Raw genomic sequence first — 17,443 nt, 5'->3', positions numbered from 1 at the left:
TACCTCGAAACGTTCAAGGAGATACCGTTATGAGCACGTTCGTTACCCGCGATGGCACGTCGATCTATTTCAAGGACTGGGGCAGTGGCAAGCCTGTGCTGTTCAGCCACGGCTGGCCGCTGGACGCCGACATGTGGGATTCGCAGATGGAATTCCTGGCCAGCCGCGGTTACCGCACCATCGCCTTCGACCGCCGGGGTTTCGGCCGTTCCAGCCAGCCATGGAACGGCTACGATTACGACACCTTTGCCGATGACATCGCCCAGCTGATCGAGCACCTCGACCTGCGCGAAGTCACCCTGGTGGGCTTCTCGATGGGGGGCGGTGACGTCAGTCGCTATATCGCCCGCCACGGCAGCGAGCGGGTGGCCGGGCTGGTGCTGCTGGGCGCGGTAACCCCAGTGTTCGGCAAACGTGACGACAACCCTGAAGGTGTCGACCTGTCGGTGTTCGAAGGTATCCGCGCCGGCCTGCGTGCCGACCGAGCGCAATTCATCGCCGATTTTGCCGCGCCTTTCTATGGCATCAACCATGGCCAGCAGGTGTCCCAGGGCGTGCAGACGCAGACGCTGAACATCGCGCTGATGGCGTCCATCAAGGGCACCCTGGATTGCGTGACGGCGTTCTCCGAAACCGACTTCCGCCCGGACATGGCCAAGGTCGATGTGCCGACCCTGGTGATTCATGGCGATGACGACCAGATCGTGCCATTCGAGACCACCGGCAAGCAGGCCGCAGAGCTGATTCGCGGGGCGGAGTTGAAGGTGTATGCCGGGGCGCCGCACGGTTTTGCAGTGACCCATGCGCAGCAGCTGAATGAGGACTTGCTGGCGTTCCTTCAGCGGTAATTGTGGGAAACATTCGCGGGTGAACCCGCTCCTACAGACATTCGCAGTCCCTTGTAGGAGCGGGTTTACCCACGAAGAGGCCGGCCCAGACAGCAAAAAGCTTGACCAGGGCTAACCTTCTTCAACCCACCGCACATCCATCCAAGCCCAAGCCTTGCATCAACCGGCATGCTTCGCAGTCCCCCTGCCGGCCCTCGTCGGAGAAGCCTATGTCCCAGGACCGCAACGACAAGACTCGTCGCCAGTTCCTCGCCACCAGCACCGTGCTCGGTGCCGCCGGCGCGCTCTGGTCCGCATTGCCCTTCACCGGCCAAGCCGGTTCCGCTCACGCATCCAGCCAAGGAGGTTCCATGACCGCCGACCTGATTCTGTTCAACGGCAAGCTGCACACCGTTGACCGCGAAAAGCCCACCGCGACCGCCGTCGCCATCAAGGACGGCCGCTTCGTCGCCGTGGGCAACGACGCCGAGGCCATGGCCCACAAGGGCGCCGCCACGCAAATCATCGACCTCAAGCAACGCACGGTGATTCCGGGCCTGAATGACTCGCACCTGCACCTGATCCGCGGTGGCCTTAACTACAACCTCGAACTGCGCTGGGAAGGCGTGCCGTCGGTGGCTGATGCCCTGCGCATGCTCAAGGACCAGGCCGCGCGTACGCCAACCCCGCAGTGGGTGCGGGTAGTCGGTGGCTGGAACGAATTCCAGTTCGCCGAAAAACGCATGCCCACCCTGGAAGAAATCAACCAGGCTGCGCCCGATACCCCGGTATTCCTGCTGCACCTGTACGACCGCGCGCTGCTCAACCGCGCTGCGCTCAAGGCCGTCGGCTACGACAAGAGCACCCCGAACCCGCCAGGTGGCGAAATCCAGCGTGACAAGTTCGGCAACCCGACCGGCATGCTGATCGCCCGCCCCAACGCAATGATCCTCTACGCCACCCTGGCCAAGGGGCCGAAGCTGCCGCTGGAGTACCAGGTCAACTCCACCCGCCAGTTCATGCGCGAACTCAACCGCCTGGGCCTGACCAGCGCCATCGATGCCGGCGGTGGCTACCAGAATTTCCCCGATGACTACTCGGTGATTCAGGCGTTGGCCGACAACAACCAGCTGACCGTGCGCATCGCCTACAACCTGTTCACCCAGAAGCCCAAGGAAGAGCTGGACGACTTCAAGAAGTGGACGTCCAGCGTGAAGCTGCACAGCGGCACCGACTTCTTGCGCCACAACGGCGCTGGCGAAATGCTGGTGTTCTCCGCCGCCGACTTCGAGGACTTCCTCGAACCGCGCCCGGACCTGCCGCAGACCATGGAAGAGGAGCTGGAGCCGGTGGTGCGCCACCTGGTCGAGCAACGCTGGCCATTCCGCCTGCACGCCACCTACAACGAGTCGATCACGCGCATGCTCGACGTGTTCGAAAAGGTCAACCGTGACATCCCGTTCAATGGCTTGCCGTGGTTCTTCGACCACGCCGAAACCATCACCCCCCAGAACATCGAGCGCGTGCGGGCGCTGGGTGGCGGTATTGCCATTCAGGATCGCATGGCCTTCCAAGGTGAGTACTTCGTCGATCGTTACGGCGCCAAGGCTGCCGAACAGACCCCGCCGATCAAGCGCATGCTCGACATGGGCGTGCCGGTCGGTGCCGGTACCGATGCCACCCGGGTGTCCAGCTACAACCCGTGGACTTCGCTGTACTGGCTGGTCAGCGGCAAGACCGTTGGTGGCATGGAGCTGTACCCGGAAGGCCTCAGCCGCGACACTGCTTTGCAGCTGTTTACCCAAGGCAGTGCCTGGTTCTCCAGCGAGCAAGGCAAGAAGGGCCAGATCAAGGTCGGCCAGCTGGCTGACCTGGCGGCGCTGTCGCTGGACTTCTTCAGCGTCGAGGAAGAGGCGATAAAGGGCATCGAGTCGGTGCTGACCATCGTCGACGGCAAAGTGGTGTATGCAGCGGGTGAATTCGATCGCCTCGGCCCACCACAGGTGCCGGTCTTGCCCGAGTGGTCTCCGGTGGCCAAGGTGCCGGGCCACTGGCGTGTGGGTACGCCGTCGCTGGCGGCGGCCGTGCACCAGTGCTCGGGACCGTGCGGGGTGCACGCACACAGCCATGACAAGGCGCGTAAATCGAGTGTTCCGGTCAATGACTTCCAGGGCTTCTGGGGGGCGCTGGGCTGTTCGTGCTTCGCCTTCTAAGCTGAGCTGATGTAAAGAGGGGGCCAAGATCTGGCCCCTTTTTTGTGTCTCAAGTGCCGGCCCTTTCGCGGGCAAAGGACAGCATCAAGGGTGACAGGCGCCTGAAGGGGAGGTGCTCATGTCAGAAGCTGCCTTTGAGTGGGTATTCGATGATCAGGTAGATGCGGTCGATGTCATCGCCGGCCTGGGCCTGGTTGGCACGGTGGCTGACGTGGGAGAACGACAGGCTCAGGTCCTTGGCGGCGCCCGACTGCACCACGTACTTCAGGTCGATGTCGCGTTCCCAGTGCTTGCCGCCGTCGCCGTACTGGTTCACGTACGCGCCGCCCGCCGATGCGTGGCTGCCGTCGATGCCACGGCCACTGACGTAGCGGCCCATCAGGCTCAGGCCAGGCATGCCGAAAGTGGCGAAGTTGAGGTCGTAGCGCAGTTGCCACGAGCGCTCGCCGGGCCCGTTGAAGTCGGCGTACTTGATCGAGTTGGCCAAGTAGATGGAATCGCCACCGACGAAGTCGAACGGGGTGTCGCCCTCGACCTTCTGGTAGGCCAGGCTCAGCGCCTGGGCGCCGAAACTGTATTTGGCCAGAAGGCTGTAGGCGAGGGTGTCGATTGCGCCCGCGCTGGCGTTGCCGGTGTCGCGGGTTTTGTACAGGTTGCCGTCCAGGCGCCAGTTGCCTTCAGCCAGGTTCAGGTTCAGGTAGGCCTGGCGCCAGGTGTCCTGCAACTGCCCGGCATACAGCGCGCCGCCGAACGGGCCTGCGGGCGCGAAGGTGGCGCCGGCCAGGCTGATTGCACGGTTGTGAGTGCTGGCGCCGTAGCCGCTGAAGTCGTCATGGGTAGAGCTGTTGTCCTGGTTGTTGAAGGCGGTGAAACGCCCGGCCTGGAGGCGCCAGCCGGGCAGGTCGGTGTTCTCCACGAGCCAGCCGGTGGCGTATTCGGGGTGCAGGCGTTTGTCGCCGGTATCGAATACCGGTGTTTCCACCATCATCTCGCCATAGCGCAGGCGGGTATTGCCCAGGCGAAGTTTGAGTGCGGCACCAGCGCTGGAATAGTCGGACTCGGCGCGGCCATCGCTGTCGCGTGGTAGCAGGCCGGTGCCGGCATGGCCGCGGCCGCCGTCGAGCTTGAGGCCGATAAAACCGTGGGCATCGATGCCCAGCCCAACAGCGCCCCCGATGAACCCGGAGCGTACCTCGCCGATGAAGCCTTGGGCCCATTCCTGGCGGTAGTTCTGGCCGCTGGCGGAAGGTGAGCGGAAGTCGCTGTGCAGGAAATAGTTGCGGCTGAGCAGCGACCAGCCGGGTTCATCGGCTTGGCTGAATGTGGGGCACAAGGCGAGCGTGGCGAGCAGGGCGCGGCCCGGTCCGTGAGTGGCGCGGATCATGAAGGCTCCGGGGGGGATGATCCGGGACTGTGGAGCAAGCGTAGGCCAGCGGTCTTGTAAGGGTGTGCTGGGGGGGGGTTTTACTTGTACCGGCCTTTTCGCGGGCGCGCCCGCTCCCACAGGTTCGCCACTGGCCCCGAGCCTTGTGCAACACCTGTGGGAGCGGGCATGCCCGCGAAGAGGCCGGCTCAGCCAGCCAGGCACTCATGCCATGTCGCTGATGGCGAACTCCTCAGCCAGATGATCGATCAGCGCTCGCACCGAAGGCAGCAACCCACGTCGCGATGGGAAGATCGCATGCACGATGCCGCAACGCGGGTGCCAGTCTGGAATCAGCTCAACCAGACGTCCTGCCGCCAGGTCCTCACGCACCGCCACCCGCGGCAAGTGTGCGATCCCCACTCCGGCTACCACGAAATGGCGCAAGGCAAACAGGTCATCAGTCACCATGCGTGGTGTATGCGGGATGACGATGCTGCGGCTGTTGTCCTCACCCTGGAACAGTTCCCACTGGTACTCGCGCTGGGCACTACCCCAATGCACGCTGGGTAGTGTGCCCAGCTGCTGAGGGTCAAACCCTTTGGGCAGTTGCGCCAGGTATTGAGGCTGGCCGACCAGGCACTGGGTGCTGTTGCTCAGCACCTTCATCACCATGTCAGTGTTCTCCAGCGGCGGAAAGCGCACCCGCAGAGCAATATCGAAGCCCTCGTGCAACAGGTCGACACGGCGGTTGGTACTTTCGATGAACAGCTCTACCTGCGGGTACTTGAGCATGTAGCGGGTCAGCATCGGCCCGACCCAGGAATTGAGCAGGGTGGTCGGGCAGCTGATACGCACCAGCCCGCGCGGTTCGCTGCGGTTGCGCTCGATGATCTCCGCCGCGCCTTCGGCCTCTACGCGCATGGCCAGGCAGCGGTTGTAGTAGGCCTGGCCGATCTCGGTGAGCGAGCAGTGGCGGCTGGTGCGGTGCAGCAGGCGTACGCCCAGGCGGTCCTCAAGGTCAGCGATACGCCGGCTGAGTTTTGATTTGGGCATGTCCAGCGCCCGCCCGGCCGGGGCGAAGCCACCGTGCTCCACGACCTGAGTGAAGTAGTAGAGAGAGTTGAGGTCTTCCAATGATCGGTCTCCGGTTATCTGTTGGCCTGTACCCGCGAAGGGGCCGGCAAGACCAACGCCAATCCATCGTTCATAAATCGGAACGCTAAAGCCAGATTCTGCTAACTACCGCCGCAAAGGTGATGATTTTAATCTGTGCCCATCAACGCGAAACACCCCGGATTGCTGAAAAATTCATAACCCTTAGGAGCACAGACCATGAGCAAATTCACCTACAACCGCCTGAACAAAGACGACGCTGCCGTACTGCTGGTCGACCACCAGGCTGGGCTGCTGTCGCTGGTGCGCGACATCGAACCGGACAAGTTCAAGAACAACGTGCTGGCGCTGGCTGACCTGGCCAAGTTCTTCAACCTGCCGACCATCCTCACCACCAGCTTCGAGCAAGGCCCTAACGGCCCGCTGGTGCCGGAACTGAAAGCCCTGTTCCCTGATGCCCCGTACATCGCCCGCCCAGGTCAGATCAACGCCTGGGACAACGAGGATTTCGTCAAGGCGGTGAAGGCGACTGGCAAGAAGCAACTGATCATTGCCGGTGTGGTGACTGAGGTCTGTGTAGCTTTCCCGGCCCTGTCGGCCCTGGAAGAAGAGTTCGACGTGTTCGTGGTGACTGATGCTTCCGGCACCTTCAACGAGATGACCCGCGATGCTGCGCATGACCGCATGAGCCAGGCGGGTGCCCAACTGATGACCTGGTTCGGCGTGGCCTGCGAGCTGCACCGCGACTGGCGCAACGATGTCGAAGGGCTGGCTGCACTTTGCTCCAACCACATTCCGGATTATCGCAACCTGATGACCAGCTATAACGCGCTGACTGCGGGTAAGTAACACTAAGTAACCTGATGGGTAGCCTCCCCTTGGGGCTACCGTTGACTTGATCGTAGAGTGTTGTTAGCGTTTGAACTGAGCGCGAAACCAGCTGCCATTCAGCGGTAAAAGCTGGCGTAGGAACCCCGTCGATGGCTGAATCATCAGCGTCGGGTGAGACCTCCACACCCCTGCTTGAGGGTGTGTATATGAATATCAAGCGCAAATACAGGGCCACTGGTGACAGTGGCCCTTTTCTTTTCTTGGCAGAAAATTGTACCGCTTGTAGAGCAGCAGCCCGTGGCGATGTTTGTTCAGTGCTTTTGCATCGCACTGCATGAAATTCCACAGCGTTTTGCCGTTGTCGAGGGTCACGATTACCAGCATCTGGCGCCTGGTTTCGTAGACGCCGATGAAGGCCAGCCTGAAAGTGTCATTGGTGTAAGCGACCTGCCATACCTCAAATGGTCCGATTAACGTATCCAGCGCTACCTTTACATAGCGTTCCCGGGCGTCCTGTCTCTTCTCGACGATGTGGTAGATACAGCTGCGCTGAATCCGGATGTCGCCCAGTGGGCTGCTGATGCTGACTACCTCAACGTTTTCGCTGTCCAAGCCCAGATGCCGTGCAGCAACCTCGACTGCAGCGTCATGCGAATCAGCAGGCGCTAGTTCTTCGATAGCCTGGGCGCGTAGTTCACGCGCAAGTGTTCTGAGGTCGGGTAATTGTTCGTCCAGCCAGGAGTTCTGGCCTTTCTTTTCGGCATTTTTCGCGGCTGGGCTGTTGGGGGTCAATGAAATACCTGACTGGGAACAGTCGCTGATGTGGCGGCGGCCAGGTAAGCCTATGGCGAAGGGGGCCCCCTAACAATCAGACGGAGGGTGACGCGTTGTGTAGGGTATTTCCGGCATTTGGGCAGAGCAGGCTAGTCATTGCAGCCTGCTCAGGGCTGATGTAAATCACTTCAACTTACTGGCTGTGACTCAATCCCATCCAGCAATGCCTCAACCAACCCTTCTGCCATTTCGAGTGCGTTCAGGTTGCTCCAGAACAGGCTCTTGCCTGTGTCATCCAGATGCTCCAAGGCTTTGTAGCCACAGTCGTAGGCGCCGCGCAGGTATTGGGCGACATGCACCAGGGCATCGTGGGCCGAGACGTCGGGGTTTACGGTGAACAATGGGGGATGGCCGGCATCGCAGCGGCTGAAAGAGCGTTGTGTGGTGTTGGGGAGGGGTGGATCCGGAACAATCTTTTTCATTGCAGTAAGCTCTCTAGGTTGTACTGCAACCATCCGTTTCCACGCGAAGGGTGGCAGTTGTACGCGGGGTGGAAAACCGGTGAGAGGCAACCCGGTAGGCCATACGGCCTCCCGCGCACAACTGCCATTGAAGACAGCACCTCAGACCGAGACGGGTTTCCACACCCGATCGCTGAACCGACAGCGACCCGGTTAGCCTAGAGAGCAGGCCTTCCCCGGACAATCAGACGGGCGTCGACACGGTGTGTAGGATAAATCCTTGGGATTGGCGTGAACGTAGGAAATGGTTCGCGGGGAAGTAGGACCCAGCTGAGAATTAGACGATTTTGTGATGGTTTTTGTGTGTTCGCGTAATGGCAGCGAGGTGATCGTCAGGAGGTTGCGGATGGCCTCCAGGTGCCTGGCGGTAGTTTTTGGGCGCCCATGAGATCGAGCGCAGCTCGCGATGCGCCGCGCGGGCGGCGCCCGATCTCACACGCACTACAACCCTCAAGACATGCGCCACAAGCCCTCAATCCGCATCCGAATCAAACAACCTTTCCAGCTCCACCCGCGCCTCCTTGGCCGTCTGCATCACCTTGGCCCGGTCATCACGCACTTGCCCCTGGGCCTCCAGCACCTCTTCGTCATGCTGGGTAAACCGCGCAATGCGGTCCGCCGCCTGCTCATCGCTCAAGCCCAACCCCACCAGCGCCCGGCGGGTCATTTCCAGGCTGGAGTAGAACGTTTCGCGAATCGGCTCGGCACCCACATCCACCAACTTGTGCACATGCTGGCGGTTACGCGCCCGGGCCAGCACCTTCAGGTGTGGGTACAGGCGCTTCACCCGTTCGGCGGTATGAATGGCGGCTTCTGGGTCATCAATGGTGATGATGAAATACTCCGCTTCACCCACCTTGGCGGCGTGCAGCACCTCCGGGCGCAGCGGGTCGCCGTAGAACACTGGCACCTGTTCGAACATGCGGGTCATCTCGATCGTGTCCACCGAGGTTTCCAGGGCAATGAACGGGATCTTCTGAGCCCGCAGGATGCGCGCGACGATCTGGCCCATGCGGCCCATGCCGACGATCACCACCCGTGGCGTATCCGTGCGGATCTGCTTGTACTGCTCGGGTACCTCACGCGCCGGCTGTGGGCGCTTGAGGGCGCGGGCGCAACCAATCATCAGCAGCGGGGTAATGGCCATCGACAGGGTGATGGTCATCAGCAGCAGGTCGTAGGTCTGGGTGTCGAACAGGCCCTGGTCCTTGCCCAGCTTGAACACCACGAAAGCGAACTCGCCACCGGCCGCCAGCACCATGCCCAGGCGCAGCGCGCTGGCGCCGCTCAGGCCTCCCGCCAGGCGGCCGACGCCCACCAGCAGTACCAGCTTCACCGCCACCAGCAGCAGGGTCAGGCCCAGCACCACCAGTGGCATTTCCAGCAGCAGGCGCAGGTTGGCGCCCATGCCGACACTGATGAAGAACAACCCGAGCAGCAGGCCCTTGAATGGCTCGATCTGTGACTCCAGCTCGTGGCGGTATTCCGAGTCGGCCAGCAGCAGGCCGGCGAGGAAGGCACCCAGAGCCATGGAGATGCCAGCTTCCTCCATCAGCCAGGCGGTGCCGATCACTACCAGCAGCGCGGTGGCGGTAGACACTTCCGGCAGGCCGGTGCGGGCAACGGTGCGGAACACCGGGCGCAGCAGGTAGCGGCCGCCGATGATTACCACGGCGATGCTGGCGAATACCTTCAAGCCGTGTTGCAGGCTGTCGCCGTGGCTGGTCTCCGGGCCGCTGGCGGCCAGCAGTGGTACCAGGGCGATCAGCGGAATGGCGGCAATGTCCTGGAACAGCAGGATGGCGAACGCCAGGCGGCCGTGCGGTGCATTGAGCTGCTTGCTCTCAGCCAGGCTCTGCAGGCCGAGGGCGGTGGATGACAGGGCCAGGCCCAGGCCGAGCACGATGGCTGCTGGGAGCGTCTGGCTGAAGCCGAACAGGGCAATGGCACCGATCAGCGCGCCGGTCAGCAGCACCTGGGCGGTGCCAACGCCGAACACCGACTTGCGCATCAGCCACAGGCGCTTGGGCGACAACTCCAGGCCAATGATGAACAGCAGCAGGACCACGCCCAGCTCGGAAATGTGCGCCACGCTTTCGGTATCGCGGATCAGGCCGAGTGCTTGCGGGCCGATGACCACGCCGGCCAGCAGGTAACCGAGCACCGCGCCCAGTTGCAGGCGCTTTGCCAGGGGGACGGCGAGGACTGCGGCGAGCAGAAAGATCACCGCGGTTTGCAGAAGGCTGCCTTCGTGTGGCATTGGCTCGTACTCCATGAGCTGCCGGGGCAGCGTTCGAACAGTTTGACGGACAATTCTGAGGGGCGGGGTGGCGCCAGACAATCGTCTGACGGGAAGAAACATTGTCCTGGTCAGGGTGACAATCGGTGCCGTCCATTACCTGGGCACGCTCGCGAAAAAGCAGCGCTAATCCGACTGTTCACCGCCACCAAACTGCGCCCGATACTGCGCTGGCGTCATGCCAATCCGCTCGCAGAATACCTTGCGCATGTGCCGGTCACTGCCGAACCCACACTGCGCCGCCACCACCTTCATCGGCAAGTCACCGCATTCGAGCAGCTTGCGCGCGCGATCGATGCGCGCATTCTGCAGGTACTGCAGCGGTGTAATGCCCACCTCACGCTGAAACGTCCTGGCAAAGTTGCGCCCGCTCATGGCCACCAGGTCGGCCATCTTCTGCACGGTGAACACCTGCTCGATATGGTCGACGATGTATGCCTGCACCCGGGCAATCGGTGAATCATCGCGTGGTATCGCCGCCAGCAGGGGCCCATAGGGTGTCTGCCCACCCTGGCGATGGCGGGCGACCAGCAGCACCTTGGCCACTTCCAGGGCCAGCGCCTTGCCGTGGTCTTCAGCGACCACCGCCAATGCCAGGTCGATGCCTGCGGTGATTCCGCCCGAGGTGATCAGGCAGCGGTCGATGACATAGATCTGCTCGGTTTCTACCTTGGCCTCGGGAAACGCCTGCGCCAGGCGCTCGACGTAGTTCCAGTGAGTGGTGCAGCGATAGCCATCCAGCAGCCCCGCCCTGCCCAGCAGGAATACCCCGGTGCAGATGGCACCAAAGCGTCTGGCACTGCGCACCGCCTGCGGCAGCCACCGCTCCAGCCCAGGCAGGGCGACGTCATAGGCGCCTGGGCCGCCCGGTACCAGCAACAGATCCACGCCTGCGGGCAGTGCCTCCAGGCGCAGGTCGGCCAGGACGTTCAGGCCGCACGAACCGCGGATCGCCTGATGGCCCTCGGCTACGGTGAGCAATCGGTACTGCTTGTCTTCAGGCAAGAACCGGTTGGCAATGGCAAAGGCGTCCATTGGCCCGGTCACGTCCAGCAACAGCACATCGTTGAACAGCACCATGGCCACGGTTCGATGAGCGCGATTTTCCTGCATACCTCATAACCCCAAGTGTCCTGAGCACGCATCTTAGGGCAGCGCTGCACGATTAAGAACATTTCAGCTTTGGCTCAGGACTTTGTCATGAGCCGGGGGCGAGACTTTTCTCACTGAACAGGAGAGTCGTCATGCCCCCTGGGACACCCCAACCACCGCTGCAAGCCCCTGGTGCGTTGACGCCAGCGCGCTTGCGCCAGGCCAAGGAGCTGATGCTGCGCAGCTCGCTGTCGATCATCGAGATCGCTGGCGTGTGCAACCTCACCCGCAGCCATTTTTCCCGCGCCTTCAAGGTCAATACCGGCCTATCGCCCCAGGCGTGGCGCCTGCTGGCACGTATGGAAAAGGCCAAGCGCCTGCTCGCGACCGAGGCGCCGATCACCCACGTCAGCCTGGAGTGCGGCTTTTGCGACCAGGCCCATTTCACCCGCGCCTTCAGCCGCCTGGTCGGCCAACCGCCGAACGCTTGGCGCCAGGCGCACGCCATTCCTTAAGCCGAAGCTATCCTCTGGTATACCCCCTTGCGGGCAGTGCCGGCCGCTTTCCCAACCCAAGGAGTCACCCCGATGAGCCAACCCGATTACAAGCGCCTGAACAAAGACGACGCCGTGGTCCTGCTGGTGGATCACCAGACCGGCCTGATCTCGCTGGTGCAGGACTTCTCACCCAACGAATTCAAGAACAACGTGTTGGCCCTGGGCGACCTTGCCAAGTTCTTCGGCCTGCCAACCATCCTCACCACCAGCTTCGAGCAGGGCCCGAACGGCCCGCTGGTACCCGAGCTGAAAGAGATGTTCCCAGACGCCCCCTACATCGCCCGCCCTGGCCAGATCAACGCGTGGGATAACGAAGACTTCGTCAAGGCGATCAAGGCCACTGGCCGCAAGCAACTGATCATCGCCGGGGTGGTCACCGACGTGTGCGTGGCGTTCCCGACCCTGTCGGCATTGGCGGAGGGTTTTGAAGTATTCGTGGTCACCGATGCCTCGGGCACCTTCAACGAAACCGTGCAGCAGGCGGCGTGGGTGCGCATGACCCAGGCGGGTGCGCAGATGATGAACTGGTTCTCGGTGGCGTGTGAGCTGCACCGCGACTGGCGCAACGACATCGAGGGGCTGGGCAACCTGCTGTCGCAGCGTATCCCCAACTACCGCAACCTGATGAACAGCTACACGGCGTTGACCTCACGGTGATTCAACCCTGTGCCGGCCGCTTTGCGGTCTTATCCGCGAACAGGCCGGCCCAGGCTACGAATGACTCACCGGCAGACTGAAACGAATCCGGCATCCACCCAGCTCCGACACCAGCGCCTGCAGCTCTCCACCATGGGCCTGCACCACCGAACTGCAAATCGCCAGCCCCATGCCCATGCCACTGCTCTTGGTGGTGTAGAACGCCCCGAACACCCGTTCCCGTTCCTCGGGCGCGATCCCCGGCCCGTTGTCGTCCACGCAGATTTCCACCCGCTCTCCAGCCTGTGCCGAGGCAATCCGCAGCACGCCATCGCTGCGATACCCTGCCAACGCCTCCAGGCCATTGGTAATCAAGTTGAACACCAGCTGCTGCAACTGCACCGGGTCGGCCATCACGCTGACCCCTGCCTGTAGCTGCGTCTGCACGTCCACTGCACCTCTGGTGGCATCGGCGGATGTCAAACGCACGACCTCGCGGATCAGCTCGTCCAGCTTCACTGCCTTCAGTTGCATCGGTGACTGCCGGGCCAGCGAGCGCAGCGCCCGCACGATGTTGGCGGCACGCTCACTGTCGTTGCGGATGTCCTCCAGGCCGGCAATCGCTTCTTCTAGGTTGGGCGTTGCGCGTTTCAGCCAACGCAGGCTGGCAGCGGCATTGGCGGTGATGCCCAGCAGCGGTTGGCTGATCTCATGGGCAATCGATGCCGACAGCTCGTTCATCACTTGCAGGTGCGCCGTGCGCGCGAGCTCTGCACGCGAGTGGCGCAGTTCTGCCTCCATCTGCGCGCGGCTCTGGTTGTCTTCGGCCAGGCGTGTATAGAACTTGGCCGTCTGCAGCGACACAGCTGCCTGCGATGCAAGGATTTCCAGCATGGCCAGGCGCTGGCTGCCAAACAGGTTGGGCACCAGCCGGTTTTCCAGGTACACCAGGCCGATCAGCACCCCCTGGATCACCAGAGGCAGGCACAGTACCGAGCGAGCGTTGCGTAAGTTCAGTTCCTGGCGAAAAGCCTCGGGGCAATCGCTTTGGGCATCATTAAGCACCAGTGGCTTGCGCGTGCGCATGGTGGTGTTGATGACCGACAGCGGTGCCTGGGTCATGAATTTCTGGCAGTTGTCCATGCTCACATGCAGCCCGGCATCGTCGATGAACGCAAGGGCGGCCATCTGGAATTCGGCGCCACTGACGATCAGCAACGCACCATGGTCGGCGCCGGAATGCTGGGTCAGGTTGCCCATCAGGCTTTCGATCAGGCCCTCAAGCAGCACCTCTTCGGACAACGCCCGTGCGGCTTGGATACCGGCCTCAAGGTCTAGCCTGGCCTGGTGGGTGGCACGCTGGGTCTCCTGGATTGGCTGGGTCCGCAGAAACGGGTGGAGTGTCTCCAGTTGGTGCACCTTGCCGGTTGCGCCCCAGATATGAAAGCAGTCCCGCGCGATGCGCAGGTGCAGGTTGGCGCCGGAAATCAGGCCGCTGGGGATGCACACTTCAGCCAGTTGCTCGTGGGCCAGCGCCTGTTCATGGATGAAGCCGGCCGCGGTAGCGGCGATCTGCGCTTGGTCGAAGCAGCGGATGGCTGCCAGCCCGTCGCCCTCGAGCTTGGCGATGACCCCTTCGATCAGCAGCAGCTTGTTGCGGAACGTGACCGGGTTGAAGCCTGCCCAGTGCACGAAGCGCTTACGCAGGGCCTGCAGCTCACGCAGCTTGTCGGCAAGGCTGCCGGGGGCTTCAGGGCTGCCCAGGGCCAAGCCGCGGAACAGGTGAAAGTCGGCCAGGTTGATATGCGCCGGTGCGGCCCAGGTGTAATCGCCTGCCAGGGTCAGGTTGCGCATGGCCTGCGGGTGGTTGCCCAGGTAGAAGGCGCACATGCCGGCAAACAGGTGCTGGAAGAACCGTGTGGTGGGCGAGTTCGAGGGCGCAGCTGAAACCGGGCAGGGCATGCCGCCGAGGCTGGCAACGAACGCTTGCTGGGCCAGCAGGATTTGTTCGACATCGTGGTAGCCATGGCGGCGCACGGTAGCCAGGCCTTGTGCTATTTCATCGTCCACCTCCGGCAGGTAGCGGCCCATGATCAACGAGTCGGAAACCAGGTGGTTACAGGCATGGCAGCTCATCGCCAGGTCACCGCTCAGGTGCGCCGAGTCGACAGCCTCCAGGGCTGTGCGGCGGGCCAATTCCATGGGTGAAGTCCAGGCGCTGACCTGGTCCAGGGCCAGTAGGGCGCTGCTCAGGTCTGCCTCCAGGCCGTGGCGCTCGATCAGTTTGAGCGCCGCCAGGCAGCATGCGTGGCCGTCGTGGTAGGTGCCGAAGCGTTCGGCGCACAGCACCCCGTACCAGGCCAGGCCGTAGGCACTGCCTGGGGCAACACCGTGCAACAGCGAAAGCTCCATGAGCTTGGCCAGGTGCAGGAAGCACAGGTCGTCCTGCACCAGGAATGAGCACGACAGGGTGGCCAGCAAACCCATTGCCAGGGCCACTTCTTCCGAGTCGGTGCGGGGCAGCGACTCCAGGCAGTGACGGCCTTTTTGCTCGATCAAGGCTTGCACGCGGGCATGGCTGGCAGCCACCTGTTGCGGGTCTAGTCCCGGCGCCAGGCAGATACCCAGCATCTGCAGGCCGCACAGTGCACTATCAATGGCTGCCTGATAGTCGCCCCGCAGAGTATCAAGGCGAGCCTGCAGCTGGCACACCCTGGCCCGCTCCAGCATTGAGCGTGCGCGCTGGCGGCATTCGCCAAGCCGGGCCTCGGCGGCGGCCATGCGCGACAGCTGCAGCTCGCACTCCGCCGCCATGCTGGCGATGGCAAAGCCAAGCGTGGCGCGGTTTTCCAGCGTGCTGCCGTGGTCAAGCAGTTGTTCGGCTGTGCGCAGATACCCGGCGGCCTGCTCATGGGCGCCGCTGTCACGCGCACGCAGGGCGGCTTCGGGTAAAAGCTGCAGGAAGACTGCGCTGTCATCCGCGGCAAACCCGCGTGGGCTGGCGCGTTGCAGCTGGTGGGCGATCTCGAACGGCAGCTGCTGCACACGTTCTGGCCAGGCCCGGAGCATGGCCAGGGCAATGCGCGCATGCAACGATTCGCGCTCGTGCACCGGCGTCAGTTGATAAGCCGCTTCCATGACCCGGTCATGAACGAAGCCCAGGCCGTCCTGGCTCGACAGCAGGAAACCCGCGCCAATCAGAGCCTGCAACGGATCGCCCAGGGGTTTTGCGAGGACCCGCTGCAACACGCTTTCATCACATCGACTGCCCGCTGCGCTGGCAACGCGCAGCACGTCGCGCTGCGGCGCGGGCAGGCGCGCCAGGCGGTGGATCATCAGGTCTGCGACATTGTCGGAGTAGCGGTGCCGGGCCACTGCCTTCAGGCACCATGACCAGCGCATGGCCTGGGTATCGAAGGTGAACAGCTGGTCCTCGACCATGGCCCAGAGAATCTGGTGGATGAAGAATGGGTTGCCTGCCGTTTTGTCATGTACCTGCTCGGCCAGTTGCCACGCCGGGCCGGGGTCGACGTGATAGCGTTCCACGATCAGCTCGGCCACTGCACCCAGGGCCAAGGGGCGCAGGTTAAGGGTGGTGCTGCGCACCGAGGTGGGGACGGCAAGTGGCGCGTTGCCGTCATTGTGCCGGGCAAAGATCAGCAGCAGGTTATCGGGCATGTTGGCCAACAGTTGTGCCAGCAACTGCCGAGAGGCGTCATCGACCCACTGCATGTCATCGAGGAACAGCACCAGCGGCAGGCCAGGGCGGCTGAACACCTGGAGGAATTCCACGACTGCGCGCAGTTCTTTCTGCAATGCCAGGCGCGTGGGTTTGGCTGGCAGGTCAGGCAATGGGCCGACAACCAGTTGCAGGTCTGGCGCCAGCTTGCCAAGCAAGCGGCCGTGGCCTTTGATGCGGCGCAGGATGTCACGCCGCAGGGTGTCGAGATCCTGGCTGTTCTTGGCCAGCAGTTGGGTGGTCAGCGCGCCGAGGATTCCCACCCAGGGCGCGTAGGGTGCAGCCTGGGTCAGGCTGTTGCATTTGCCGACGGCCCAATACCCTTCGGCATTGGCCTTGAGTGCCGCCTCGACCAGGCTCGACTTGCCCATGCCGGCGGCGCCGTTGATATGCAGCACTTGTGGCTTGCTGTCGCGGCGCATGCCCTTGAGCAGCAGGGCGATGGCCTTCTGCTCTGCACTGCGGCCATACAGGCGGCTGTCATTTGCGGCAACCGGGTCGGCGCAGCCTGGCTCGAAAGCCGCCATGTGCCCGCTGTCAGCCCATTGCCGCTGGCAGTAGGCCAAGTCCACCGCCAGCGCGTGGGCGCTCTGGTAGCGGGCGCCCGGCTCTTTGGCCAGGGCCTTGCTCAACACTCTGCTCAGTGGCTGCGGCACCTTGCTGTCCACTTCGCAGGCCGCCCTTGGCTGCACACCGGCATGTAACTGGCGCCAGTGCTGGGTGTCGCGCCCTGCCAGCGGCAGCTCGCCGAGCAGCAGCTGGTAGAGAATTGCACCCAGCGCATAAATATCACTTCGCTGGTCGCTGCTGCTGCCGTGCGGGCAGACTTGTTCGGGGGCCAGGTAGGTCCAGTTACCGAGCGGCGTGCCCTGTTCGCTGATCAGCTGCGTGGGGGTAGCGCGGAAGCAGCCCAACCGCACCCGCTGGTTACCCTGCAAATACACATGTGCTGGCTGAAGGGCACCGTGAAGCACATTGCGTTTGTGGGCCTGGGCCAATGCAGTCGCAGCGTTCACCGCGATGTCGAGAAATGGCTCAAGGGCCAGCGGGCCTTCGGCTAGCAGGTCGGCGATGCAGTGGCCGGCCGGGTACACCAACAGTGGGCCTTCGGCTGAACGCACGAACGCGCAGGGGATTACGGCCCATTGCGGGTCCAGCTCCAGCCGGTAGTCGCGCTCCAGGCGCTGACAGGCGGAGGGGGCCTCAAGCGGCGCGCGCACTGCGACCCAGGTTTGCTGGGTAGCGGGGTCGCACAGACGAAAGTAGCTGAGCTCGCCTTCCTGCCCCAATGCAGTGATGTCGCAGCGGTTCAGCCAGCCCTCGTCGACGGACTGATCGTAATCCAAAGGCCTGTGGGCAAGGCGTTCATCAAGCATATGGCACCCCCTGCTAGCGACATCCCGAGCCGCGAGTATACGCAGCGGGCCCAGTGCGGACGCGGGTTACAGCCCGCTTGGCAGGAACGGGGACGCTGT

The 17,443-nt window shown here is 63.0% G+C and carries 12 protein-coding genes; 5 read left to right on the top strand and 7 right to left on the bottom strand.

Annotated features, from left to right (window positions below; all coding sequences use genetic code 11):
- Window positions 1-29 precede the first annotated feature (29 nt).
- Both E8E68_RS06290 and E8E68_RS06285 read left to right on the top strand, forming a co-directional pair.
- Window positions 30-848, top strand: coding sequence for an alpha/beta hydrolase (locus E8E68_RS06290; protein WP_280340246.1), 819 nt, complete (start codon window positions 30-32; stop codon window positions 846-848).
- A 350-nt stretch (window positions 849-1,198) separates the two neighbouring features.
- Window positions 1,199-3,040 (top strand): amidohydrolase, encoded by a 1,842-nt coding sequence (locus E8E68_RS06285; RefSeq protein ID WP_266029109.1) that lies wholly within the window; start codon window positions 1,199-1,201, stop codon window positions 3,038-3,040.
- Between the two features lie 121 nt (window positions 3,041-3,161).
- Here E8E68_RS06285 and E8E68_RS06280 read toward each other — a convergent pair whose 3' ends face one another.
- Both E8E68_RS06280 and E8E68_RS06275 read right to left on the bottom strand, forming a co-directional pair.
- Entirely contained in the window at window positions 3,162-4,424 is a 1,263-nt protein-coding gene (locus tag E8E68_RS06280) for an OprD family porin (protein ID WP_266028966.1), read from the bottom strand.
- A 204-nt stretch (window positions 4,425-4,628) separates the two neighbouring features.
- Window positions 4,629-5,540, bottom strand: a complete 912-nt coding sequence (locus E8E68_RS06275; protein WP_266028967.1) for a LysR substrate-binding domain-containing protein — start codon at window positions 5,538-5,540, stop codon at window positions 4,629-4,631.
- Between the two features lie 198 nt (window positions 5,541-5,738).
- Here E8E68_RS06275 and ycaC (E8E68_RS06270) point away from each other — a divergent pair, with 198 nt between their 5' ends.
- Window positions 5,739-6,368, top strand: a complete 630-nt coding sequence (gene ycaC / locus E8E68_RS06270) for an isochorismate family cysteine hydrolase YcaC (RefSeq protein WP_012274792.1) — start codon at window positions 5,739-5,741, stop codon at window positions 6,366-6,368.
- Between the two features lie 195 nt (window positions 6,369-6,563).
- Here the strand turns inward: ycaC (E8E68_RS06270) and E8E68_RS06265 are convergent, their stop codons facing one another.
- The 4 genes from E8E68_RS06265 to E8E68_RS06250 all read right to left on the bottom strand — a co-directional run bounded on the left by E8E68_RS06265 (window position 6,564) and on the right by E8E68_RS06250 (window position 11,057).
- The gene (locus tag E8E68_RS06265; protein WP_143494077.1) at window positions 6,564-7,142 is read right to left on the bottom strand and encodes a PBECR2 nuclease fold domain-containing protein; all 579 of its coding nucleotides are present in this window, start codon (window positions 7,140-7,142) and stop codon (window positions 6,564-6,566) included.
- 170 nt (window positions 7,143-7,312) lie between these two features.
- A complete protein-coding gene (locus tag E8E68_RS06260) occupies window positions 7,313-7,606 on the bottom strand; it encodes a hypothetical protein (protein ID WP_266029110.1) in 294 nt (97 codons plus the stop codon).
- Window positions 7,607-8,117: 511 nt separating this feature from the next.
- The gene (locus E8E68_RS06255) at window positions 8,118-9,905 is read right to left on the bottom strand and encodes a monovalent cation:proton antiporter-2 (CPA2) family protein (protein ID WP_266028968.1); all 1,788 of its coding nucleotides are present in this window, start codon (window positions 9,903-9,905) and stop codon (window positions 8,118-8,120) included.
- Between the two features lie 165 nt (window positions 9,906-10,070).
- On the bottom strand, window positions 10,071-11,057 hold the full coding sequence (locus E8E68_RS06250; protein WP_266028969.1) for a GlxA family transcriptional regulator: 987 nt from the start codon (window positions 11,055-11,057) through the stop codon (window positions 10,071-10,073).
- A gap of 131 nt (window positions 11,058-11,188) precedes the next feature.
- Between E8E68_RS06250 and E8E68_RS06245 the strand changes: the two genes are divergently transcribed.
- Both E8E68_RS06245 and ycaC (E8E68_RS06240) read left to right on the top strand, forming a co-directional pair.
- Window positions 11,189-11,551, top strand: a complete 363-nt coding sequence (locus E8E68_RS06245; protein ID WP_110743380.1) for an AraC family transcriptional regulator — start codon at window positions 11,189-11,191, stop codon at window positions 11,549-11,551.
- A gap of 72 nt (window positions 11,552-11,623) precedes the next feature.
- Entirely contained in the window at window positions 11,624-12,250 is a 627-nt protein-coding gene (gene ycaC, locus E8E68_RS06240; protein ID WP_266028970.1) for an isochorismate family cysteine hydrolase YcaC, read from the top strand.
- Window positions 12,251-12,304: 54 nt separating this feature from the next.
- On the opposite strand, the gene E8E68_RS06235 is transcribed toward ycaC (E8E68_RS06240), so the two are convergent.
- Window positions 12,305-17,344, bottom strand: coding sequence for an ATP-binding sensor histidine kinase (locus E8E68_RS06235; protein WP_280340237.1), 5,040 nt, complete (start codon window positions 17,342-17,344; stop codon window positions 12,305-12,307).
- Window positions 17,345-17,443 lie beyond the last annotated feature (99 nt).

It is taken from the genome of Pseudomonas sp. BN607 (assembly GCF_029871175.1).
GTDB lineage: Bacteria > Pseudomonadota > Gammaproteobacteria > Pseudomonadales > Pseudomonadaceae > Aquipseudomonas.
The sequence above is the reverse complement of the archived record's forward strand: the minus strand, read 5'-3'. Positions and strand labels throughout refer to the sequence as shown.